This window comes from Nocardia anocheti (assembly GCF_029675105.1).
In the GTDB taxonomy this organism is placed as follows: domain Bacteria; phylum Actinomycetota; class Actinomycetes; order Mycobacteriales; family Mycobacteriaceae; genus Nocardia.
Window position 1 is genome coordinate 65,007 of record NZ_JAQQFV010000013.1, and the last position, 22,238, is coordinate 87,244.

The 22,238-nt window shown below is 69.6% G+C and carries 19 protein-coding genes; 6 read left to right on the forward strand and 13 right to left on the reverse strand.

Features of this window, described 5'->3' with window-relative positions:
• Positions 1-35: 35 nt before the first annotated feature.
• From QC180_RS28215 to QC180_RS28225, 3 genes are read right to left on the reverse strand one after another with little or no spacing between them, the layout of a single operon-like run.
• The gene (locus QC180_RS28215) at positions 36-542 is read right to left on the reverse strand and encodes a hypothetical protein (RefSeq protein WP_278265888.1); all 507 of its coding nucleotides are present in this window, start codon (positions 540-542) and stop codon (positions 36-38) included.
• Positions 543-565: 23 nt separating this feature from the next.
• Positions 566-1,333: an alpha/beta hydrolase gene (locus tag QC180_RS28220; RefSeq protein ID WP_278265889.1), complete on the reverse strand. Its 768-nt coding sequence runs from the start codon at positions 1,331-1,333 to the stop codon at positions 566-568.
• Positions 1,330-2,856, reverse strand: a complete 1,527-nt coding sequence (locus QC180_RS28225) for a TerD family protein (protein ID WP_278266015.1) — start codon at positions 2,854-2,856, stop codon at positions 1,330-1,332. Before QC180_RS28225 ends, QC180_RS28220 begins: the two co-directional genes overlap by 4 nt.
• Here QC180_RS28225 and QC180_RS28230 point away from each other — a divergent pair.
• Complete coding sequence (locus QC180_RS28230; protein WP_278265890.1) at positions 2,840-4,168, forward strand: hypothetical protein; 1,329 nt, start codon at positions 2,840-2,842, stop codon at positions 4,166-4,168. The genes QC180_RS28225 and QC180_RS28230 overlap by 17 nt on opposite strands.
• Positions 4,169-4,223: 55 nt before the next feature.
• On the opposite strand, the gene pheT is transcribed toward QC180_RS28230, so the two are convergent.
• Positions 4,224-6,725, reverse strand: a complete 2,502-nt coding sequence (gene pheT, locus QC180_RS28235) for a phenylalanine--tRNA ligase subunit beta (protein WP_278265891.1) — start codon at positions 6,723-6,725, stop codon at positions 4,224-4,226.
• Between the two features lie 37 nt (positions 6,726-6,762).
• Complete coding sequence (gene pheS, locus QC180_RS28240) at positions 6,763-7,824, reverse strand: phenylalanine--tRNA ligase subunit alpha (protein ID WP_278265892.1); 1,062 nt, start codon at positions 7,822-7,824, stop codon at positions 6,763-6,765.
• A gap of 519 nt (positions 7,825-8,343) precedes the next feature.
• Here pheS and QC180_RS28245 point away from each other — a divergent pair.
• Positions 8,344-8,748 carry a hypothetical protein gene (locus QC180_RS28245; RefSeq protein ID WP_278265893.1) on the forward strand — a complete coding sequence of 135 codons (405 nt, stop codon included), beginning with the start codon at positions 8,344-8,346 and terminating at the stop codon, positions 8,746-8,748.
• Between the two features lie 78 nt (positions 8,749-8,826).
• Here the strand turns inward: QC180_RS28245 and QC180_RS28250 are convergent, their stop codons facing one another.
• Entirely contained in the window at positions 8,827-10,260 is a 1,434-nt protein-coding gene (locus QC180_RS28250) for an MFS transporter (protein ID WP_278265894.1), read from the reverse strand.
• A 107-nt stretch (positions 10,261-10,367) separates the two neighbouring features.
• On the opposite strand from QC180_RS28250, the gene QC180_RS28255 reads away from it, so the two are divergent.
• Positions 10,368-10,946 (forward strand): TetR/AcrR family transcriptional regulator, encoded by a 579-nt coding sequence (locus QC180_RS28255; protein ID WP_278265895.1) that lies wholly within the window; start codon positions 10,368-10,370, stop codon positions 10,944-10,946.
• Positions 10,947-10,951: 5 nt separating this feature from the next.
• On the opposite strand, the gene QC180_RS28260 is transcribed toward QC180_RS28255, so the two are convergent.
• From QC180_RS28260 to infC, 4 genes are all read right to left on the reverse strand, one after another.
• A complete protein-coding gene (locus QC180_RS28260) occupies positions 10,952-11,749 on the reverse strand; it encodes a TrmH family RNA methyltransferase (protein WP_278265896.1) in 798 nt (265 codons plus the stop codon).
• 32 nt (positions 11,750-11,781) lie between these two features.
• Positions 11,782-12,168 carry a 50S ribosomal protein L20 gene (gene rplT / locus QC180_RS28265; RefSeq protein ID WP_067498536.1) on the reverse strand — a complete coding sequence of 129 codons (387 nt, stop codon included), beginning with the start codon at positions 12,166-12,168 and terminating at the stop codon, positions 11,782-11,784.
• Positions 12,169-12,284: 116 nt separating this feature from the next.
• A complete protein-coding gene (rpmI, locus tag QC180_RS28270; protein WP_278265897.1) occupies positions 12,285-12,482 on the reverse strand; it encodes a 50S ribosomal protein L35 in 198 nt (65 codons plus the stop codon).
• A gap of 33 nt (positions 12,483-12,515) precedes the next feature.
• Positions 12,516-13,205: a translation initiation factor IF-3 gene (gene infC, locus QC180_RS28275; protein WP_278265898.1), complete on the reverse strand. Its 690-nt coding sequence runs from the start codon at positions 13,203-13,205 to the stop codon at positions 12,516-12,518.
• Between the two features lie 347 nt (positions 13,206-13,552).
• Here infC and QC180_RS28280 point away from each other — a divergent pair, with 347 nt between their 5' ends.
• Entirely contained in the window at positions 13,553-13,894 is a 342-nt protein-coding gene (locus QC180_RS28280; RefSeq protein WP_278265899.1) for a DUF1844 domain-containing protein, read from the forward strand.
• A 433-nt stretch (positions 13,895-14,327) separates the two neighbouring features.
• Here the strand turns inward: QC180_RS28280 and uvrA are convergent, their stop codons facing one another.
• Positions 14,328-17,297 carry an excinuclease ABC subunit UvrA gene (gene uvrA, locus QC180_RS28285; protein WP_278265900.1) on the reverse strand — a complete coding sequence of 990 codons (2,970 nt, stop codon included), beginning with the start codon at positions 17,295-17,297 and terminating at the stop codon, positions 14,328-14,330.
• Between the two features lie 378 nt (positions 17,298-17,675).
• On the opposite strand from uvrA, the gene QC180_RS28290 reads away from it, so the two are divergent.
• Entirely contained in the window at positions 17,676-18,311 is a 636-nt protein-coding gene (locus QC180_RS28290) for a response regulator transcription factor (RefSeq protein ID WP_278265901.1), read from the forward strand.
• A gap of 4 nt (positions 18,312-18,315) precedes the next feature.
• Here the strand turns inward: QC180_RS28290 and QC180_RS28295 are convergent, their stop codons facing one another.
• Positions 18,316-19,095 (reverse strand): hypothetical protein, encoded by a 780-nt coding sequence (locus QC180_RS28295; protein ID WP_278265902.1) that lies wholly within the window; start codon positions 19,093-19,095, stop codon positions 18,316-18,318.
• 144 nt (positions 19,096-19,239) lie between these two features.
• Here QC180_RS28295 and QC180_RS28300 point away from each other — a divergent pair, with 144 nt between their 5' ends.
• Positions 19,240-21,063: a sensor histidine kinase gene (locus tag QC180_RS28300; RefSeq protein WP_278265903.1), complete on the forward strand. Its 1,824-nt coding sequence runs from the start codon at positions 19,240-19,242 to the stop codon at positions 21,061-21,063.
• A 6-nt stretch (positions 21,064-21,069) separates the two neighbouring features.
• Here the strand turns inward: QC180_RS28300 and QC180_RS28305 are convergent, their stop codons facing one another.
• On the reverse strand, positions 21,070-22,215 hold the full coding sequence (locus QC180_RS28305; RefSeq protein WP_278265904.1) for a beta-ketoacyl synthase N-terminal-like domain-containing protein: 1,146 nt from the start codon (positions 22,213-22,215) through the stop codon (positions 21,070-21,072).
• Positions 22,216-22,238: the final 23 nt, after the last annotated feature.

Below are 22,238 nucleotides of genomic sequence, written 5' to 3' on the forward strand. Positions count from 1 at the left end.
CACCCATCACGGTCGTTGGACGGGAGACCTCTCGGCTACTGGTCGTCGGCGCCGGAATCGTCGCGATGCATCGAATTCCGGATCTGTGCCAGACGCTCACGCGCGGCTTTCTCCCGCGTCTCCCACTGTTCGTCGGCGCTGCGACCCGCCGGGGTCTGCCGATCGAGCTCACCCATCCCCTGCGCGGTGCCGAAGCGCTGCTCGACCTTATCCCGAACCGCGTCGAATGTCGGCACGCCGGAAGCCGAATATCCGCCGGTGGGGGTGGGTGCGGCGGTTCCCACCCCGCCATGCGGTACCGGCGGTACCGGGAAGGTGCCCCCGACCTGCTCCGATGCGACCGGCACCACATCCGCGTCGACGACGACCGTGTCGAGATTCACAGGCGATCCGGTCTCCGCATGACCGGCTTCCACCTGGGCCAGCGCGGCGGCGACCTCGACCAGCCCCGGCCTGCCCGCGACCGCGGCACGCAGGACCGTCACCAGGTCGGCGTCGGGCAGCGCCGCCAGGCGGCCGAGGATCTCGCTGGTTTCGCTCATACCGCCAGGCTACGCAGCACGGCTCAGCTGTCGAGGAATTCCGACCATTCGGCGATGAGCTTCGGCCAGCGCGCGCCGAGGGTGTCGATGACGTCGTTGTGTCCCGCGCCGGGCACCACGATCAACTGCTTGGGTTCGGCGGCGGCCGCGTAGAGCCGTTCGGCGTGCCGCAGCGGGAGCAGTTCGTCGCGGTCGCCGTGCATCATCAGGATCGGCACCCGCAGGGTCGCGATGCGGCGCAGGCTCGGATAGGCGTCCGGGATGAGCGGGGCGGGCAGGAACGGATAGACCGAGCGGGCCGCGTCGCGCATCCCGCTGAAGGTGGACATGAGGATCATGCCCGCAGGCGGGTACTCGGTGGCCAGTTCCAGCAGCACCCCACCGCCGAGGGATTTGCCCAGGTAGAGGACGCGCTCGGGGTCGACCCCCGGCTGCTCGAGCAGGGCGGTGCGGGCGGCGCGCGCGTCGAGATAGGTGCCCTGCTCCCCCGGCGCGCCCGTGCTGTGGCCGAAGCCGCGGTAGTCGAAGGCCAGCACGTCGAAACCGGCGGTGACCAGCAGTGCGATGATCGCGACCCGGTCGCCGATGGTGCCCGCGTTGCCGTGCGCGTAGAGGATGTGCCCGCGCGGGCGCTCGGCGCGCACGAACCAGCCGTGCACGTCGATGCCGTCGGCGGTGCGCATGGTCAGGTCGCGGTAGTCCAGGCCGAGCGCGGCGGGGGTTTGCGCGACGTGCTTGTCCGGGTGATAGACCAGCGCGTTCAGCACCCGGGTCGCGGGATGACGGATCATTTGCCGCGACCCGCCTGGAATCCGAAGTCCCAGTGGTAGAGCCGCGCGATCTCCATCACGCCACCACCCGGCTGCCCGGCGGGCGGACGGATGAACGCGCCCTCGCGGCGCACCACGAGTTCGCCGTCGACGTTCTCGAGCACGGCCAGCACCGCGTCCCGGGAGTTGTCGACGCAGCCGTCGAGGGTCATCTCGATCGGCGCCGACCCGACCGGGTGCAGGGTGACCGTGGCGTGCACGCCGCGGAAATCGCTGGCGCCGTCGTAGATCGAGGCGAAGACCAGGACGCGCCGGAAGAACTGGGTGTAGTCGAGATTGATCGACAGGTTCTCGCCGGTGATGCTGGCGCCGGTGCGGTCGTCCTGGTCCAGGTGGATGAACGGCGGCTCGTAGAGCGCGCCGAAGCGGCGATCCAGCGCGCGCACCGAACCGATCGCGCCGTTGACCAGTTCGTAGAAGCAGCACAGGTCGAGGTCGATGTTCTTGCCCCGCAGTTTGCCGAACAGGCGGCCGGTGGCGGCCATGGAGGTCCAGTTCAGGTTCACCCGCATGACGCCGCCGGTGGCGCCGTGCTTCGTCAGCGAGACGGACGGGGCTTCCTTGGTCAGCGAGACCTTGCTCAGGTTGACCGGGGCGCCCTGCGGCTGGGGCTGTCCGAACTGGTGACCGGGCGCAGGTGGTTGACCTGGATGAGGTGCGCCGACGGGTGGCTGCCCCGGGAACGGCGGGGCAGGTGGCTGGCCCGGGTGCGGTGCGGGAGCGGGTGGCTGGCCGGGAAGTGGTGCGGGACTGGGCGGCTGGCCCGGGAATCCCGCCGAGGGGAACGGGGCCGGGGCGGGCTGGCCGGGATGCGGTTGGCCCGCTGCGGGAAACGGCGGGGCCGGGTGCGGAGCGTGGGGCTGCCCGGGGTGGGGAGCAGGCGCGAACGGCTGGCCGTGCGCAGGCGGTTGGCCGAGGTGCGGTGCGGGAGCGGGTGGCGGCGCGTACGGCTGGGCGGCGGGGGCGGGCTCGTCGTCGACGGAGATCCCGAAATCGGTGGCGAGACCGGCCAATCCGGAGTCGTATCCCTGCCCGACGGCCCGGAACTTCCACGCCCCCTGCCTGCGGTACAGCTCACCGAGCACGAACGCCGTCTCACTGGTCGCCCCGGTACTGTCGAACCGCGCGATCTCGCCGCCGGTCCCCGCGTCGAGCACCCGGATGTAGAGGCCCCGGAACTGCCCGAAGGTCCCCCCGTCGGCGGAGGCGGCCAGCACGATCGTCTCGATCTGCGCCTCCACCTGCGCCAGATTCACCGACAACGTGTCGACGACCGTGGCCCCCTGCTGCTTGCCTTCGTGCCGCACCGCCCCCGACGGATGCACCGCCTGGTTGTAGAACACGAAGTCGTCATCGGAACGCACCTTGGCCCCCGCGAGCAGCAACGCCGACGCGTCCGCGTCCGGCACCCCCGCCCCCGCCGACCAACCCAATTCGACCCGGACCGAGGCAGCAGGCACCGCCACATTGGCGCCTTTCATCATCGACACGCCGTCCAACCTATCCCGCGCCGCGTGGTCGCGGGCCGTGGGTGTCGGACCGCTTCGCTACCGTCTCCCACGGCGAGACGAAAAGGGGAGCAGCGAAATGGGATTCACGTCGAATTGGATGCTCGTGCACGGGCGGGCACCGGAGCAGATCTGGGCGGGACTCGGCGTACGACCGAGCGGGGTGCGCACGAACACCCCGCAAGGACGGCTGGTCGGCACACGCCGGGCCGACGGGGCCTACCTGTTGGTCGAGGACAATGCGGAAGAACCTGTCGAAGAGACCTGGGACCTCGCGGAACTGTCCGGCGGCGGCGAGGTGATCGCCGTCGGTGAGGTCGACGGCTCGGGAGGTGCGGAGCTGGCGCTGTGGCGCGACGGCCACAAGATCTGGGGCCTCACGGCGGACTGTGACAAGCTCGTGGTGTGGGGCGAGGTGCCCGCCGACGTCCTCACGGCCGTCGAGCATCATGGCCGCCCCTATCCGGATGACGAGGGCGAGCGGACGGACTACTTTTCCGGTGTTCTCGGCCTCGCCACCGCAGTAACCGGGTACCAGTGTGGCAGCGGCGTCGTCGGGATCGCGGCGGAGCCGTTCGACATCCTGGAAACCGCGGGAGTGGCGGACGTGCTGACCGGCTTCCCGACGGCGCTGGCGGACGCGCTGGCGGACAGCGGTTTCCGGCCGTCGCGGTCGCTCGACGGCCGACAGACCTGGTTCACCGCCGACACCCCGGTCCCCGGCCTCAGCGCGGGACTCGCCGTATCCCTCGACCGTTCGGGGGGCGGTGGCGTCCGGGTCGGAGGCGCGGTATGTGTCCTGTCGTCCGCCGCGGCGGACGTGCTCACGGCACTACCGGAGAATGCCGATCTCCCACGTACACGCTGGCACCCCGAATACGGCGAGATCGACTGGTGCGACTTCGATCATCCCGACAGCGACCCCGCCTATCGTCGTACCGCAACCCTGTGGTGCGCCGAGGACATCGACGATGGCGTGCGATGGGTATCGCGCAACCTGGACGGCCCGATGGCGACGTGGTTGGCCGGGTACTCGACCCTCGCGGACGTCGTTTCCCGCGCCAAGCGCACCCACAACCGGTGGGGAACCGAATCGGTGGACACCGACCAGGTGCGGGCCACGATCGCCTTCACCGCCGCGCACGGCCACCCGGAGGCGGCAGACCTCATGCGGTGGTATCTGCCCCGCGCCGGACGAGGGCAATCGGACACACCCGAGCGGGTTCTCGCCTTCGACGCGGTATTGCGCGCGCGATTCCCCGACTACGCGCGCGCCATGTCGTCCTGATCCGAGTGCCAACGGAAGCGACTGTCTGGAGGCTGCTTCCGTCGGCAGTCGACGACTAACCGCGCAGTTCGGCGCCGACGGCGGTGGTGGCCGAGGCGACGGCGGCGTCGCGGGCGGCGCTGGCTTCGTCCTCGGTGAGGGTGCGGTCGGGGGCGCGGAAGCGCAGGGCGTAGGTGAGGGACTTGCGGCCCTCGCCCGCCTGGGCGCCCTCGTAGATGTCGAAGAGCGTGATGTCCTCGAGGAGGTCACCGCCGCCGGTGCGCAGGGCGGATTCGACACTCGCGGCCGGGACCGCCTTCGCCACGCTGACCGAGACGTCCTGCAGCACGGCGGGGAACGCCGACACCGTGGGCGCGGGCCAGGAGTCGACCAGCGGCAGCGCGTCGAGGTCGAGTTCGAACGCGCAGGTCCGTGGCGGCAGCCCGGCCCGTTCCAGCACGGCCGGATGCAGTTCGCCCGCGTACCCGATGACGGCACCGTCGACCACCAGTTCGGCACAGCGGCCCGGATGCCACGGCAGCTGAGCGGCGGCGCGCCGCTCGATGGTGACACCGGCCGCGTCGGCGACGGCCTCGACCAGCGCGAAGGTGTCGGCGGCCTCGGCCGGGCGACCCGCACCCCACGGACCGCGCGGTTCCCGCTTGCCGCTCAGCACGGCCGCCACGTGCACCGGCTGATCGGGCAGCGAGGCGATGAGTTCGGCGATCTGCTCGTCGGTGGGACGGCGGTCCACCGGCAGCGCCGCGACCGCGTGCGTCTGCTCGCCGGGCAACACGACCTGGGCGATGCCGTAGATCGTGAGGTCGCGGGCGCCGCGCGAGATGTTGCGGGCGGCCACTTCCAGCAGACCGGGCAGCAGCGTGGTCGCCAACTCCGGGCGGTCGGCGTCGAGCGGGTTGAGCACACGGGTGGTGTTGCGGCGCGGGTCCTCGGCGTCCAGACCCCAGATGTCGAACACCCCGGCGGGCAGGAACACCGGCGGCGGCACCTCGATGGCGCCGTCGAAGGCCAGCGCCCGGCTCACGGCCCGGCGTCGCCGTTGGGCGGCGGTCAGTCCGCGGCCCGCGGGCGCGGTGGGCAGCACCGACGGGATCTGCTCGAGCCCTTCCAGCCGCAGCACCTCTTCGACGAGGTCGGCGGGCTGGGTGAGGTCGGGCCGCCAGCTCGGCGGGCGCACCAGCAGTTCGGTCTTGCCCGCGTCGTTGACCTCGATGTCGACGCTCGCGCCGATCTGGGCCAGCCGACGGACGGCGGTCCCGGCCGGGTAGGTGACCCCGGCGACGCGGTCGGGCAGGTCGATGTCCATGACGATCGGCGCGGCCGGTTCCAGTGGCACGCGAACGTCGGTGAGCGTGGATTCGATGGTGCCGCCGGTGATCTCGGCCAGCAGGGTGGCGGCGCGGTCGAGCGCGGCGAGGTTGATCTCGGGATCGACGACGCGCTCGTAGCGCTTGGCCGCCTCCGAGGACAGCTTGTGCCTGCGCCCGGTCCGGTACACCCGCAACGGATTCCAGGTGGCGGCTTCCAGCACCACGTCGGTGGTGCCCGCACCGACCTCGGTGCTCGCCCCGCCCATCACGCCCGCGAGCGAGATGACGCCGGAGTCGTCGGCGATCACCACGTCCTCGGCGTCGAGGGTGCGCTCGGTGTCGTCGAGGGTGCGCAGCGTCTCGCCCCGGTGGGCGTTGCGCACCACCAGGCCGCCGTGCAGCTTGGCTGCGTCGAAGGCGTGCAGCGGCTGGCCGAGTTCGAGCATCACGTAGTTGGTGACGTCGACGGCCGGGGAGATCGGGCGCATCCCCGACAGCATCAGCCGACGCTGCAACCACAGCGGGCTCACGGCGTCCGGGTTGATCCCGGTGACCCGGCGCACACCGAAACGGGTGCACTCGGAGTCGGCGTCCACCCGCACCGGCCAGGCCTCGGCGTCGGCATCGGGCAGCGTACGCACCGCCGGATCGGCGTATTCCAGGTCGAAGCCGCAGGCCAGCTCGCGGGCCAGGCCGCGCACCGAGAAGCAGTAGCCGCGATCGGGGGTGATGTTGAGTTCGATGATCGTGTCGTCGGTGCCCAGCAGCACATTGGCGTCGTCACCGGGCTCGGCCGAACCCGGCTCGAGCACCAGGATGCCGTCGTGGTCCTTGCCGATGCCGAGTTCGGCGACCGAGCAGATCATGCCGTTGGAGGTGTGCCCGTAGGTCTTGCGCGAGGAGATCTTGAACCCGCCCGGCAGCTCACCGCCGGGCAGCACCACCACGACGAGGTCGCCGACCGCGAAATTGCGGGCGCCGCAGACGATCTCCTGCAGCTCGGGGTTGCCGACGTCGACCTTGCAGAAGCGGATCGGCTTCTTGAACTCGGTCAGCTCGGTGATCTCGGCGACGCGGCCGACCACCAGCGGCTTGTCGATGTCACCGCCGATCGGCGCCAGCTCGTCGACCTCCTCCACCTCCAAGCCCACGCGGACGAAGCCCGCGTCGAGCTCTTCGGCGGAGACCGACCACTCGGGAGTGGTGCGCTGCAGGATCTCGGTCAGCCAGGACTGCGCTACTCGCACTTGACGTTTCGCTCTCTGTGTCGAAAGGGGGTGTCGCTCAGGACCGGATACCGAAGGGCAGCGTGAACCGCACGTCACCCTCGACGATGTCGCGCATGTCCGGGATGCTGGTGCGGAACTGCAGCGTGCGCTCCATGCCCATGCCGAAGGCGAATCCGGAGTACACCTGGGGGTCGATACCGCTGGCGATCAGCACCTTCGGGTTGACCATGCCGCAGCCACCCCACTCGATCCAGCCCGCGCCGCCCTTCTTGTTCGGAAACCACACGTCGACCTCGGCGGAGGGTTCGGTGAACGGGAAGTAGTTGGGGCGCATGCGCGTTCGGGTGTCCGGGCCGAACATCGCCTGGGCGAAGGCGTCCAGGGTGCCGCGCAGGTGCGCCATGGTCAGGCCCTTGTCGATCGCCAGACCCTCGACCTGGGAGAACACCGGGGTGTGGGTGGCGTCGAGCTCGTCGGTGCGGAAGGTGCGGCCGGGGCACACGACATAGATCGGCAGCTCGCGCTCCAGCATCGAGCGCACCTGCACCGGGGAGGTGTGCGTGCGCAGCACCTGGCGCGAACCCTCCGGGGCGATGTGGAAGGTGTCCTGCATGGTGCGCGCGGGGTGATCGGGCAGGAAGTTGAGCGCGTCGAAGTTGAAGTGCTCGGTCTCCACCTCGGGACCTTCGGCGACCTCCCAGCCCATCGCGACGAACGCGTCGGCGATCTCCTCGGAGATGACCGTGATCGGGTGCCGGGCGCCGACCGGGCGACGGCGGGCGGGCGCGGTGACGTCGATCTTCTCGGCCACCAGCACGGCCTGATCACGCTCTTCCAGCAGCGCGGCGCGGCGGGCCTCGAAGGCGTCGGAGACCCGCTTGCGGGCGATATTGACCCGCTTGCCCGCCTCGGCCTTCTCCTCCTTGGGCAGACTGCCCAGTCCACGCTGCGCCAGCGCGATCGGCGACTTGCCGCCGATGTAGTCGGTCTTGGCGACCGCCAGCGCATCCAGATCGGCCGCCGCCGCGAACGCCTTCTCGGCCTCCGCCGCCGCTGCCGCGAGTGCCTCCTCGGTCAAAGAGGCGTTCTGCTCGACTCCACTGTTGTCGTCGGCCACGATCTTCTCGACTCTCCCCTGGGGATCGGTTCACGGGCGCGTCATTGCCAACCCGCATCGGTGCTGGATAAATCCTATGGGATCGGGTTCGCGCGATTCATCCGGATTACCGGCACGGCGCGTACCGCCCATCGCGGGGTCCCGACTACGACCAACAAGTCCAGCTCAGGGGCCTCGACGGCGTCGCGACCGGCCCCGGGGAATTCGAGGGAACCGAATGGGGGTGATGTGCGTCCAACCGATCAAACACATCAGCGGTTCGACTCGAGAACAGGACGTTTCGATGCCTGAACAGACTTGTGATTCGACCCCGCCCCTGGGACGGCGTACGCGCCGGACGGTTCCCGGCAGTGGGCTGGCGCTGTGCGGCCTGGGTATCCATCCTCGGGGACGGCGTCCGTTTCCGCGGGCGGTGGGCCGGTGTGAACGGCCGGAGAACCCGTCCGGGTCTGGTACGACACAGCAGGAGGAGACCGAGTGAGCAGAAGGGTGGGGGCGGATCGTCGGTCGGAGCCGTCGGTGCCGCGGTTGTATGTGCGGTTCCAGGCGGTCGAACCGAATCGCCGTGGGTTGTTCCCCGGCGTATTCGCCCTGGTCAACGGTCTGTCGTCGGAGGGTCGACTGAGCGTGGAGCAGGAGCGGTTCCGCCGCAGCGGCAACGATTGGTTCACCGATCATCTGGTGAATCCCTACGAGGTTGATCGGCGGGTCTACGACCGTGATCGGCATCCGGGCGCGGTGGCCTGGTTCAAATCGTCGGCGTTGACGATGATCGACCGGGTCAGCGGCTACCTCGACATCCTCGACAAGCACGGGATCGCCTGGGAGCGGCTGGATTCCGACGAACCGGGGGTCATCCTGTACGAGGATCCGCAGCAGGTCGTCGCGGTCCCGGCGGTGATCGCCGCGGTGGGCTCGACCTGAGCCGAGCACCTACCTGCCCGACGCCCCCACGCCGGTGGGCCGCGTGCCAGGTCGGGTACGCGGCCCACCGGCGCCGGATCACGCGGATCGCGTGGTGTGACGGGGCAGGAAGGCCGCGACCACCGCCGCGACGGAGACCAGCCCCGCGCCCACCCACACGGCGGGGATCAACCCGTCCACGTAGGCATGGGGGTCGCTGTAGGAGCCTTGCGAGGCGAAGACCGAGGCGAGCACCGCGATGCCCATGGCCACACCCACCTCGCGGACGGTGCTGTTGATGCCCGAGGCCATGCCCTGATCGGCCGGAGAGGCACTGGCCATGACGATGGTGGACGACGGCGCGAAGGTCAGACCCATACCGATGCCGCCGAGCACGAAGGGGGCGATGAACGCGGGATAGGCCACATCGGTGCTGGTGATCAGGGCCATCCAGCCCAGCGAGACGGCCAGGCACAGCTGACCGGTGGCGATGAGCACCCGGGGGCCCACCCGATCGACGACCAGACCCGCCAGCGGCGCCACCACCATCGGCACCATGGTCCACGGCATCGTGCGGATACCGGACTCCAGCGGCGAGTAGCCCTGCACGACCTGGAAGAACTGCGCGAGCAGGAAGATCGCGCCGAACACCCCGGCGGAGAACCCGAAGGACACGATGTAGCTCAGGCTCAGGCCGCGCGAGGCGAACATGCGCAGCGGGAGCATCGGGTCGGTGACCACCCGCTCCCAGACGACGAACGCCACCAGCAGCACACCGCCACCGATCAGCGCGCCGAGCACCGGCCGCGCGGTCCAGCCGTCGTCGGCGCCGTGGATGACACCCCACACCAGCGCGAGCACGCCCCCGGACGAGAGCACCAGGCCGAGCAGGTCGAGTCTGCGTGCGGTGCCACGGGATTCGGCGAGCACACGCGCGGCGAACGGCAGCGCCAGCAGGCCGATCGGCACATTGAGCCAGAAGATCCACTGCCAGTTCAGCCCGTCGACGACCGCGCCGCCGACCACCGGACCGACCGCGACACCCAGACCGGCCAGGCCGCCCCAGATGCCGATCGCGGCACTGCGCATCCGCTCGGGCACCGCCGCGGCGAGCAGGGTCAGCGACAGCGGCATGACCGCCGCGCCACCGGCGCCCTGGATGGCGCGGGCCAGGATGAGCATCCACGGTTCGGTCGCCAGCGCGCACGCCGCCGACGCGGCCACGAACACCGCGATCCCGGCCAGGAACACCCGGCGGCGGCCGATCCGGTCACCCAGCGCCGAGGCGGTGAGCAGCAGCGAGGCGAACGACAGCGTGTAGGCGTTGATGAACCACTGCAGGTCCGACAGCGACGCGTTCAGTTCGTGCTTGATGACCGGCAGCGCGTTGGTCACCACGAGGTTGTCGAGGGTGACCATGAACATCGGAATGCCGACGGCGGCGATCACCGCGCCCACCGGGACGGATTTCACGCCCGAGGGCGTGGGTGGATCGGCGAGAACGGCGTCGCCGGGTTCGAGTGTCTGAGTCATGACCAGCCCTTGTTGTTATTCACTGATAACTAGTCTGATCATCGTTATGCATCGGCTGATAACATGTCAAGAGCAACGGCGCGCGAACTCGAGGAGGAGCCACATCCATGGGCGGCACGAGAACCCGGATGACCGCCGCCGAGCGCAGCGCGCAGGTGCTCGAGGCCGCGGTGCAGGCGTTCGCCGAATCCGGTTACGCCGCGACGAAAACCGACGAGATCGCGCGGCTGGCCGGGGTGTCGCAGCCCTATGTCATCCGGCTGTTCGGCACCAAACAGCAGCTTTTCCTGGCCGCGCTGCACGAGGTGTGCGGCCGGATCGAGGAGGTGTTCCGCAGCGCCCCGATCGAGCCCGGAACCGAGACCGCCGAGGCGCTGCGCGTTCTGGGCCACAGCTTCGACGTCTTCCTGGCCGAGCGCGAACTCCCGCTGCTGCTGCTCCACGGGGTCGCCGCCAGCGCTGATCCCGTGATCGGTGAGCGCATGCGCGAGCGGTTCGGCCGGATCTACCGCCTGATCAGCGAGCTGACCGGCGCCGACACCCTGGAATCACGCCGTTTCGTGGCGACCGGGATGCTGCTGACGATCATGACGGCCATGCAGGTGGCGGGCAGCGACGCGATCCCCCTGCCCTGGGCCACCGAAATCCTCGACGACCTACGGTCCGGCATCACACCCAGCTGCTGAGACCGCTACTTCGCGTGCTGCACGCGCGCGTTCGCGTAGAGGCAGATCGCCGCGGCCGCGGCCAGATTCAGACTCTCGGCGCGCCCGTGGATGGGGATGCGGACGCGGTGGTCGGCGCGGGCGGCCACGGCGGGATCGAGGCCGTGCGCCTCGTTGCCGAACAGCCAGGCGACCGGGCCGGTGAGGATCTCGTCGGCGTCGTCCAGGTCGACCTCGCCGGTGGCGGCGGTGGCCAGGATGGTCACCCCGGCCGCGGAGATGGCGTCGAGCGTGGCGGTGATGTCGCGGCTGCGCGCGATCGGCACGTGGAAGACGCTGCCCGCGCTGGCCCGCACGCATTTGCCGTTGTGCGGGTCGACGGTCTCCCCCGCCAGGATCACCCCGTCGGCGCCGACCGCGTCGGCGACCCGGACCAGGGTGCCCGCGTTGCCGGGTTCGGCGATCTCGACCGGCACGGCGAGGATGCGCGGGCCGCGGTCGAGCACCGTGGCGAGGGGCACATCGAGCAGCTCGCACACCGCGACCAGGCCCGGCGCGGTGACGGTCTCGCCGAGATGTTCGGCGGCGCGATCGCTGACCAGGGTGGTACGCACGCCGTCGGCGGCGGCACCGGCGATCAGCGCGGTCTCGCGTTCGGCCGCGGCGAGCGAATAGAACAGCTCACGGACGCGGCCGGTCTCCAGCGCGGCGGTGACGGCATTGGCGCCCTCGGCGAGGAACAGCCCCGCCTTGCGGCGCTGCGCGGCGCGCTGGAGCTTGACAGCGGAAACGACCCGCGGATTGCGCTCGGAGAGCGCGTCCACGGGTCGTTCCGACGAATCGCTGTGCGTCAAGCTCAGGCGGCCGAGGCCGGGGCGTTGACGTCGGCGGGCAGCGCGGCCTTGGCGACAGCCACCAGACCGGCGAAGGCCTCGGCGTCGGAGACGGCGAGCTCGGCCAGGATCTTGCGGTCCACCTCGACACCCGCGGCCTTGAGGCCCTGGATGAAGCGGTTGTAGGTGATGTCGTTCAGACGCGCGGCGGCGTTGATACGAGCGATCCACAGCTTGCGGAAGTCACCCTTGCGCGCCTTGCGGTCGCGGTAGGCGTAGGTCAGCGAGTGGAGCTGCTGTTCCTTGGCCTTGCGGTACAGGCGCGAGCGCTGGCCCCGGTAGCCCTTGGAGGCCTCGAGGATGGAACGGCGCTTCTTCTGAGCGTTGACGGCCCTTTTGACGCGTGCCACTGTGTCAGTCCTTGATCATCTGGGGGGCGCGAAGGCGCCCGAGTTCGGTAGTTGTCGGCGTCCGGTTGTCCCGGCCGCGGAATCGTCGGGGTGCGACGGTCTGCTTCACCCGAGAATCAGGCGAGACCGAGCAGCCGCTTCACGCGGGGGGCATCGACGTCGGCGACGGACTCCGTGCCTTCCAGACGACGAGTCCGGCGGGTGGACTTGTGCTCCAGGAGGTGGCGACGGTTCGCCTGCTCGCGAAGCAGCTTGCCCCGACCGGACACCTTGAATCGCTTCTTGGCGCCGCTGTGGGTCTTGTTCTTCGGCATGGAGATTCCTCTATCTAGTCGGTGAAATCGGTGTTACTGCGGGTCGGCCTGCGCCGCCTGCTCGGCAGGCGCGGTGGGCTCGACCAGCGCAGCCGGTTCGGCACTGGCGGGACCGGTCGGCAGCGGACGTGCCGGGGCGGATTCCTGCTGTGCCTTCACCCGCGTCTTCGCACCCTTGTGGGGCGCGAGGACCATGGTCATGTTGCGGCCGTCCTGCTTGGCCGAGGTCTCGACGAAACCGAGTTCGGCGACGTCGGAGGCCAACCGCTGCAGCAGCCGGAAGCCGAGTTCGGGTCGCGACTGCTCACGACCGCGGAACATGATCGTGACCTTGACCTTGGACCCGGCCTCGAGGAAGCGAACGACGTTGCGCTTCTTGGTCTCGTAGTCGTGGTCGTCGATCTTCGGGCGGAGCTTCTGCTCCTTGATCACGGTCTGGACCTGGTTCTTCCGGGACTCGCGCGCCTTCTGCGCGGTCTCGTACTTGAACTTGCCGTAGTCCATGATCTTGCAGACCGGTGGACGGGCATCGGGTGCCACCTCGACCAGGTCGAGATCGGCTTCGAGCGCGACGCGAAGTGCATCTTCAACACGCACGATCCCAACCTGCTCGCCGCCGGGTCCGATGAGACGGACCTCGGGAACACGGATGCGATCGTTGATGCGGGTCTCAGTGCTGATGGGGCCTCCTAGGTCAAGCGGTGTCGTCAGTAACGACCGCATGCAATAACTGCAACCCCTGTTTCAACACGAAAGCCCCGGTGCGGTATTTCACCGCCACGGGGCCCGATGTCGACCGATCGTCCACAGCCGATACCCTCGCGGGATCGGTGTCGACCTCCGGGTGCAGGGCACACGGAGAACCCATCACGGTGGACGGGTGACCGGGACCGTTTGCCGTGGACGATTGCTCGCCGGAAACGGTGGGAGTCGGGCTCCACTTATCTGCCCCACGGCTGCATGACACAACCAGGGGCGGTCGTCAGCGGAAAGTCTAGCATCGCATTCCGCTATCGCCGAATCGCCCCGGCGACGCGGGCCCGGCGCGGCCGCGCTATAGCCTGATCAGCATGACTGACGAGCTCGATCCCCCCGTGCGCGACCTGGCCGACATCCCCGCCGTCGAGGTGATCAGCCGGGCCGCGGTGATGCTGATGAGCTCGGCCGCGGAGAAGCTGGGCCTGGCCGGGGACGACCCCGCCTCGGGCGCCGGTGTCGACCTGGACGAGGCGCGCCGGGTGATCACCGCGCTGGCCGGGCTGGTCACCGCGTCGGTGGAGTACCTCGGCCCGCACGCCGGGCCGATCCGCGAGGGCCTGCAGGCGCTGCAGCGTGCCTTCCGCGAGGCGTCCTCGACGCCGGACGCGCCGGGCGCCGGACCGGGCGAGAAGTACACCGGTCCGGTGTACTGACCCACCACACGACAAGACCCGCCGACGTGAGCGTCGGCGGGTCTTCGTTTTCGTGCGATCCGCTCAGTGCGCGGATCTCAGGCCGTGCCACCCGGCGGGGTTCCCGGGGTGACCGAGACGGCCGAGCCGGTGGCGAGCATGTTGGCGATCGCCGCGAACAGCGTGGAGCTTCCGGTATCCATCAGTGGTTCCTCTCGATTCTGCCGGTCAGGCCGTCGGCTTGGTGGGCTCGTAGGCCAGCGAGGACCCGCCACTGAGGAAAGACAGAATCTGGGCGATGAGCGCCGTGGTGGCTTCATCCATGGGGACGTTCCTTTCGTACTGCACGACATCCACGATCGACGACATCCACGATCGCGCGGCCCGAATGTTACCCACGAGTGTTTCACTCCGCAGCTTTTTCGGAAAGTCCCCGGCGGGAGGATAGCCGGGCTCAGCGCAGAGCGGCCGCCTTTCGGGCCAGACGCTTGGCCGCGGCCGTCTCCGCCGGTGCCTTCTTGGCCGCCGGAGCCTTCTTCGCGGCCTTCTCGGCCGGTGCCTTGGCGGGCGTCGCGGCGAGCACTTCCTCGAGGAACTGGCCCGTGTAGCTGTCCGAGACCGCCGCCACGTCCTCCGGGGTGCCGGTCGCCACCACCGTGCCGCCGCCGGAACCGCCCTCGGGACCCATGTCGATGACCCAGTCCGAGGTCTTGATGACATCGAGGTTGTGCTCGATGACGATCACCGTGTTGCCCTTGTCGACCAAGCCGTTGATCACCTTGAGCAGTTTGCGGATGTCCTCGAAGTGCAGACCGGTGGTCGGCTCGTCGAGGATGTAGACGGTGCGGCCGGTGGACCGTTTCTGCAGCTCGGCGGCCAGTTTCACGCGCTGGGCCTCGCCGCCGGACAGCGTCGGCGCGCTCTGACCCAGTCGCACGTACCCGAGCCCGACCTCCACCAGCGTCTTGAGATACCGGTGGATCGAGGTGACCGGTTCGAAGAACTCGGCGGCCTCGTCGATCGGCATGTCCAGCACCTCGGCGATGGTCTTGCCCTTGTAGTGCACCTCCAGGGTCTCCCGGTTGTAGCGGGCGCCGTGACACACCTCGCACGGGACGTAGACGTCCGGCAGGAAGTTCATCTCGATCTTGAGCGTGCCGTCACCGGAGCACGCCTCGCAGCGGCCGCCCTTCACATTGAAGGAGAACCGACCGGGCTGATAGCCGCGGACCTTCGCCTCGGTGGTGGAGGCGAACAGGGTGCGGATCTTGTCGAAGACGCCGGTGTAGGTGGCCGGGTTCGAGCGCGGGGTGCGCCCGATCGGCGACTGGTCGACCTGCACCAGCTTGTCGAGCTGATCGACCCCGTTGATCCGGGTGTGCCTGCCCGGCACCTGACGGGCGCCGTTGAGCTTGTTGGCCAGCACCGTCGCGAGGATGTCGTTGACCAGCGTGGACTTGCCCGAGCCGGAGACACCGGTGACCGAGGTGAGCACGCCCAGCGGGAACATCACGTCGATGCCCTGGAGGTTGTGCTCGGTCGCGCCGACCACGGTGAGCTTGCGCTTCTTGTCCACCGGCCGCCGCACGAACGGAATGTCGATCTGCTCGCGCCCGGACAGATACGCGCCGGTCAGCGACTCGGGCTCGGTCAGCAGCTCGGTGTACGGGCCGCTGTGCACCACGCGGCCGCCGTGCTCACCGGCCAGCGGGCCGATGTCGACCACCCAGTCCGAGGCGCGGATGGTGTCCTCGTCGTGTTCGACCACGATCAGCGTGTTGCCCAGCTTCTTGAGCCGCAGCAGCGTCTCGATCAGCCTGCGGTTGTCGCGCTGGTGCAGGCCGATCGACGGCTCGTCGAGCACGTAGAGCACGCCGACCAGGCCGGACCCGATCTGGGTGGCCAGGCGGATGCGCTGGGCCTCGCCACCGGACAGCGTCGCCGCGGCCCGCGAGAGGGTCAGATACTCCAGGCCCACATCGAGCAGGAAGCCGAGCCTGGCCTGGATCTCCTTGAGCACCTGACCGGCGATCGCGGCCTCGCGCTCCCCCAGCGTCAGCGAGTTCAGGAACTGCGCGCACGCGCCGATCGACAGGTCGGCCACCTCGGCGATCGACTTGTCGGTGCCGTCGGCGGCCAGGGTGACCGCCAGGATCTCCGGCCGCAAGCGTGAGCCGTGGCAGACCGGGCACGGCACATCGCGCATGTAGCCGTCGTAGTGCTCCTTCATCTGCTCGGACTCGGTGTTGTCCATGCGCCGGTGCAGGAACGGCATCACGCCCTCGAAATCGGCGTAATAGGAGCGCTTGCGGCCATAGCGGTTGGTGTAGGAGACGTGCACCTGGTCGGAGCTGCCCTCGAGCACCGCCTTGCGGGCCTTGGCGGGCAACTGCTGCCACGGGGTGTCCATGGAGAAGCCGATCGCCTCGGCCAGGCCGGACAGCAGCCGGTTGAAGTACTCGGCGGTCTGCCCGCGCGCCCACGGCGCGATCGCGCCCTCGGCCAGGCTCAATGCCGGATCGGGCACCACCAGCTCCGGGTCGACCTCCTTGCGGATACCGAGACCCGTGCAGTCGGGGCAGGCGCCGTAGGGCGAGTTGAACGAGAACGAGCGCGGCTCGAGATCCTCGATATCGAGCGGATGACCATTCGGGCAGGCCAGGCGCTCGGAGAAACGCCGCTCCCGATCGTGCGCGTGCTCGTCCCGATCGACGAAATCGAGCACGACGATGCCGTCGGCCAGCCGCAACGCGGTCTCGATGGAATCGGTGAGCCGCTGCTTGGACCCCGACTTGACCGCCAGCCGGTCGACCACGACCTCGACGTCGTGCTTCTCCTGCTTCTTCAGCTTCGGCGGATCGGTGAGCGGATACACCACCCCGTCCACCCGCACCCGCGAATAACCCTGGGTCTTGAGCTGGTCGAACAGGTCGACGAACTCGCCCTTGCGGGTCCGCACCACCGGCGCCAGCACCTGGAACTTCAAGCCCTCGTCCATGGCCAGGACCTGGTCCACGATCTGCTGGGGGCTCTGCTTGGCGATCAACTCGCCACACACCGGGCAGTGCGGAGTACCGGCGCGGGCATAGAGCAACCGCAGGTAGTCGTACACCTCGGTGATCGTGCCCACCGTGGACCGCGGGTTACGGTTGGTCGACTTCTGGTCGATCGACACCGCGGGCGAGAGACCCTCGATGAAATCGACATCCGGCTTGTCCATCTGTCCGAGGAACTGCCGCGCGTACGCCGAGAGCGACTCGACATAGCGCCGCTGACCCTCGGCGAAGATCGTGTCGAACGCCAGGCTCGACTTCCCGGACCCGGACAGACCGGTGAACACGATCAGGCTGTCGCGTGGCAGATCCAGGTCCACACCCTTCAGGTTGTGTTCCCTCGCTCCGCGCACAGTGAGGCGTTCCGCCACCTGGTGAATCCCTTCTCCATCGTCATCCGCCACCCGGACATGAACCCCCGCACGCCATGCTAGGCCGGACCACCGACAGGAATATTGGAGCGCTGGCGCGCTCGAGTTCGCGCCCCCTCGGGTCCCGTCGATCAGGCACCGTTTCTTGCTCCTTCGTCGCCTACGAAACGGCGCCCGATCGACGGGACGGGCGCGAACCGCCGACTTCGTCGGCGATCCCTCCTCGGGGTCGGGATGTGCGGGGTTGGGTGAGGTGGTTGTCGTGCGGGTTGTCTGTTCAGTTCCTCGTCTGCGCCCGGGATTTCGGCGTGCGGGCTAAGTTTGAGCGTGGGGGTCGGGTGGCAGGGTGGGGGCGATCGACATGATGAAGGAGCCGCAGTGCTCGAGGTGTTTCTGGTCGATGATCACGAGATCGTGCGGCGTGGACTGATCGACCTGCTGGAGGGTGACCCAGAACTCAGTGTGATCGGGCAGGCGGGCGGTGTCGCGGAGGCGATGGTGCGCATTCGGGAGGCGCGGCCCGATGTCGCGGTGCTGGATGTGCGGCTGCCCGACGGCAACGGCATCGAGCTGTGCCGCAATCTGCTGGCCGAGTTCGAGGACCTGCACTGCCTGATCCTGACCTCGTTCTCCGACGAGCACGCGATGCTGGACGCGATCCTGGCGGGGGCCAGCGGCTATGTGGTGAAGAACATCGACGGCATGAAGCTGGCCGACGCCATCAAACAGGTGGGCGCGGGGCACTCGCTACTCGACACCAGGGCCGCCGACGCGCTGCGGGCCCGGCTGCGACGCAGCACCGAGCCCTCGGGGGCGCTGGCGGGCCTCACCGATCAGGAGCGGCGCCTGCTCGAACTCCTCGGTGAGGGCCTGACCAACCGCCAGATCGCGGCCCGCATGTTCCTGGCCGAGAAGACGGTGAAGAACTACGTCTCCCGCCTGCTCGCCAAACTGGGCGTGGAACGCCGCACCCAGGCGGCGGTCCTGGCCACCAAACTCCGCGAGGAACCCTGACGGGTCAGGCGGGGACGACGATCGTCAGGTCGCCGTCGTAGCGGCGGTACAGCAGGTTGCCGCGGCCGGTGTGGCTGTCGGTGAAGAACAGGTACGGCAGACCCCCGGTGCACAGCACGTCGGAGGCCTCGTCCTCGGCGTAGACGGGAGCGGCGTCCTGGACCACACGCACCGGCATCGCGCTGGCGGTCAGCGGCAGCCCGGCCTGCTCGTCGACGGCGAGGGTGTGCCGCTGTCGCGCCAGGTTGACACCGTGCGGGTCGGCCCAGGTGACGATGGCGTCCTCGCCGGTGAGGGCGTCGGTGAACAGGTAGGCGTCGTAGTCCATCGCGTCGAGCACGGTGCTGGCCTCGAGCGGCGTGCCGGTCATCAGGGCGCAGTCCTTGCGACGGATGATCGGCCGGGTCTCGGTGACCTGCGCCAGCGGCCTGCGGGCCGGATCGGGCCAGGCGCCACGCGTCTCCTTACCGGCGCGACGCGCGAGCTGGCGGTCGAGCCGCTCGGCGGCGAAGGTGACCGCGAACCCGCCGGGGCCGGTCACCTGCACGCGGGTGAGGGTCTCGTTGGTGCGGATGTTGGCCTGCACCAGGGTCGGCTCGTCGCAACCCTGCGGCGCGGTGACGCGCACGCGAGCCGGACTGTCGAGGTGATGCCTGCGCATCACGCGAGTGATGGCGCGGACCGCCCGGGTGACGTCCTGAGCCGGTACCTCGCCACGGGTGGTCACCGCGAGCTCGGGGTCCGCGGCGGTCGTCCAGTGCTGGGTGCTCGACAACGAATTCATCTCTTGCCCCACTTCTCGATCCCATTTCCCGGTGCCCTATGCCACCATCGGGGGCCGGTGCGAGTGAAGGGCCGAAAGTCCCAACATTGCGGACTAGACTTTGCGTCTGATCGGTAGGGGCGGCACGGCGCGAAGGACACGGCGATGACGAATGACGGTCGGGGTGACCGCTATTCGCCGGGGCGGACCGTCTCCCAACAGCGTCTGCGCGACCTCCTCGGCGAGGTGGCCGACCGCGTCGAGGTGATGATCGGCTCGCGCGACCGGATGGACGGCCTGGTCGAGGCCATGCTCACCGTCACCGCGGGCCTGGATCTGGACGAGACCCTGCGCACCATCGTGCGCACCGCGATGAACCTGGTCGACGCCCGCTACGGCGCGCTGGCGGTGCGCGGCCACGATCAGCAGGTCGCGCAGTTCATCGACGAGGGCCTGCCGGACAAGATCCGCGAACGCATCGAGCGATTACCCGCCGGGCACGGGGTGCTCGGCGCGGTGTTCGCGGAGAAGGCCCCGCTGCGCCTGGACGATCTGACGAAACACTCCTCCTCGGTGGGCTTCCCGGCCGGGCATCCGCCGATGCACACGTTTCTCGGTGTGCCGGTGCGCATTCGGGACAAGGTCTTCGGCAGCCTGTATCTCACCGAGAAGTCGAACGGGCAGCCGTTCACCGAGGAGGACGAGGTCCTGGTGCTGGCGCTGGCCGCCGCGGCGGGCATCGCGGTGGACAACGCGCGCCTCTACGAGCAGGCGCGCACCCGCCAGGCGTGGATCGAGGCCACCCGCGACATCGCCACCGAGTTCCTGGCCGGTACCGAATCCGACCGGGTGCTGGCGCACGTGGTCGACGCCGCGCGCGGCCTGACCGGCTCGCACCAGGCGTTCCTCGCCTCGGTGCCGGTGCCCGACGAATCCCCCGGTGAGATCTCCGAACTCGTGATCACCCAGTGGACCGGGCCCGACGCCGGGCAGGACTGGCAGACCATCCCGATCGCGGGCACCGCCCTGGGTGACGCGTTCACCCGGCGCACTCCCCTGCGCTACGACAACACCGCCGAGGTGACCCTCGGCATCGACTTCCCCGGCTCCGAAACCCCGTGTGCCGGACCGGCCCTGGTGCTGCCGCTGTGCACGCCCGACGCCACCCTCGGCGTGCTGGTGACCATTCGTCCGCCCGGCTTCGCGCCCTATTCGGACGAGATGATGGAACTCACCGCCGCCTTCTGCGATCAGGCCGCGCTGGCGGTGCGGCTGGCCGACGCGCAGCGCCGGATGCGCGAGCTCGACATCGTCGCCGACCGCGACCGGATCGCCCGCGACCTGCACGACCACGTCATCCAGCGGCTGTTCGCGATCGGTCTGACCGTGCAGGCGACGCTGCCCAAGGCCGTGGTTCCCGAAGTGCGGCAGCGGCTTTCGACGGTGATCATGGACCTGCAGGAGGTGGTGCAGGAGATCCGCACCTCCATCTTCGACCTGCACGCCAGCGGCCCCGAGCACAGCGCGAGTCTGCAGCAGCGGCTGGAGGTGGCCATCCGGCGCCAGACCGCCGATATCGCCCTGCGCGCCACCATCCAGGTGTCGGGGCCGCTGTCGGTGCTCGATCCGCAGCTGGCCGATCACGCCGAGGCGGTGGTGCGCGAGGCGGTGAGCAACGCGGTGCGCCATTCCGGCGCCGACACCGTCGCCATCGTCATCGAGGTGGCCGACGATCTGACCATCACGGTCAGCGACAACGGCTGGGGCATCCCGAACCACGTCATCCGCAGCGGGCTGCGCAATCTCGAACAGCGCGCGCAGGAGGCGGGCGGGCGCTTCGAGGTGGGTCCGGCCCAGCCCGCCGCCACCGACGAGGACCATCCGGAGCTCCCGGGTACCCGACTGCGCTGGGCCGTGCCGCTGCCGCAGGACCATCCGACCGGCGGTTACGCGCTGGCGGGCGGGCCCGACGGCGGCGACATCGACTGAGTGTCCTCAGGCCGCGGCGAGCACCACGGCGGCATTGTTGCCGCCCATGCCCATCGACAGTTTCATGGTCGGGCCGCCGGTGAGCGGTGCCGTGCCGTCGAGCAGGCGGGGGTGCGCCGGGGCCGTCACCGGCGCCGAGACGGCGAGGCCGCGCTCGTAGGACAGCGCCAGCGCGGCGATCTCCACCGCCGCGGACGCGCCCTGGCAGTGGCCGACCAGCGGCTTGAGCACGGTGACGGCGGGACGGTCGTCGAAGACCGTGCTGAGCACCGCGCGTTCGGCGGCGTCGCACTGGCGGGTGCCGGTGCCGTGCGCGCTGAAATAGTCGATCTCGGCGGCCTCGAGCCCGGCGGCGGTGAGCGCCTGCCGCGCGCACGCGATGAGCTGGGCGTGGGTGGGTTCGACGGAGACGACGTGGAAGGCGTCGTTGTTCATGGCACCGCCGAGCACGCGGGCGTACGGGACCTCGACCGCCTCGGTGAGCAGCAGCGCCGAGGACGCCTCGGCCATGACGAAGCCCAGCGAGTCCTCCTGGAAGGGGCGGCAGGCGGTGAACGGGTCGACGTCGGCGACCGCGGCGCCCATCCGGACGAAGTGATCGAGCATGTCGGGGGTGGCCGAGATGTCGGTGCTCACGCACAGCACGTCGTCGACCAGGCCCGCGGCCAGCCACAGCTGGGCGGTCAGCAGGGCCACGGTGCCGGAGCTGCACGCCGCGGACACGTCCATCGCGGGTCCGTGGAAGCCGAATTCCTGCATCACCACCGAGATGGCCGTCGACGGCAGCAGCGGCAGGTAGTCGCGGGGGCGGCGGTGGCCGTGGTCGACGAGGTAGAAATCACGCCAGTCGGCGACGTCACCGAGGGTGACCGCGTGCACCATGCCGACCGTGCGGCCCGCCCGGCGCCAGCCCCTGGCCTCGGCGTCGGCCACCGCTTCGGCGGCCACCGCGGTGACGGCGCGCCCGAACACCCCGCGTCCGTGGGCGGGATCACCGAGGGCGGGAATCCGGCCGACCCAGGCGTGCTGGTCACGTCCGGGCCCGTAACCGGGGTGCAGGCGCGCGGCGGGCTTCCCGGCCAGCAGCCCCTGCCACAGGGTTTCCCGCCCCCAGCCGTAGCCGGAGACGACACCGACTCCGGCGATGGACATAGAATCGAGACGGTGGGCCATAC

What these genes read in the sequence shown, in the direction of transcription:
- QC180_RS28215 (WP_278265888.1), bottom strand. Translation starts at nt 542, where the DNA reads ATGAGCGAAACCAGCGAGATCCTCGGCCGCCTGGCGGCGCTGCCCGAC.
- QC180_RS28220 (WP_278265889.1), bottom strand. Translation starts at nt 1,333, where the DNA reads ATGATCCGTCATCCCGCGACCCGGGTGCTGAACGCGCTGGTCTATCAC.
- QC180_RS28225 (WP_278266015.1), bottom strand. Translation starts at nt 2,856, where the DNA reads ATGATGAAAGGCGCCAATGTGGCGGTGCCTGCTGCCTCGGTCCGGGTC.
- QC180_RS28250 (WP_278265894.1), bottom strand. Translation starts at nt 10,260, where the DNA reads ATGACTCAGACACTCGAACCCGGCGACGCCGTTCTCGCCGATCCACCC.
- QC180_RS28255 (WP_278265895.1), top strand. Translation starts at nt 10,368, where the DNA reads ATGGGCGGCACGAGAACCCGGATGACCGCCGCCGAGCGCAGCGCGCAG.
- rpmI (WP_278265897.1), bottom strand. Translation starts at nt 12,482, where the DNA reads ATGCCGAAGAACAAGACCCACAGCGGCGCCAAGAAGCGATTCAAGGTG.
- infC (WP_278265898.1), bottom strand. Translation starts at nt 13,205, where the DNA reads ATGCGGTCGTTACTGACGACACCGCTTGACCTAGGAGGCCCCATCAGC.
- QC180_RS28280 (WP_278265899.1), top strand. Translation starts at nt 13,553, where the DNA reads ATGACTGACGAGCTCGATCCCCCCGTGCGCGACCTGGCCGACATCCCC.
- QC180_RS28295 (WP_278265902.1), bottom strand. Translation starts at nt 19,095, where the DNA reads ATGAATTCGTTGTCGAGCACCCAGCACTGGACGACCGCCGCGGACCCC.
- QC180_RS28300 (WP_278265903.1), top strand. Translation starts at nt 19,240, where the DNA reads ATGACGAATGACGGTCGGGGTGACCGCTATTCGCCGGGGCGGACCGTC.
- QC180_RS28305 (WP_278265904.1), bottom strand. Translation starts at nt 22,215, where the DNA reads ATGTCCATCGCCGGAGTCGGTGTCGTCTCCGGCTACGGCTGGGGGCGG.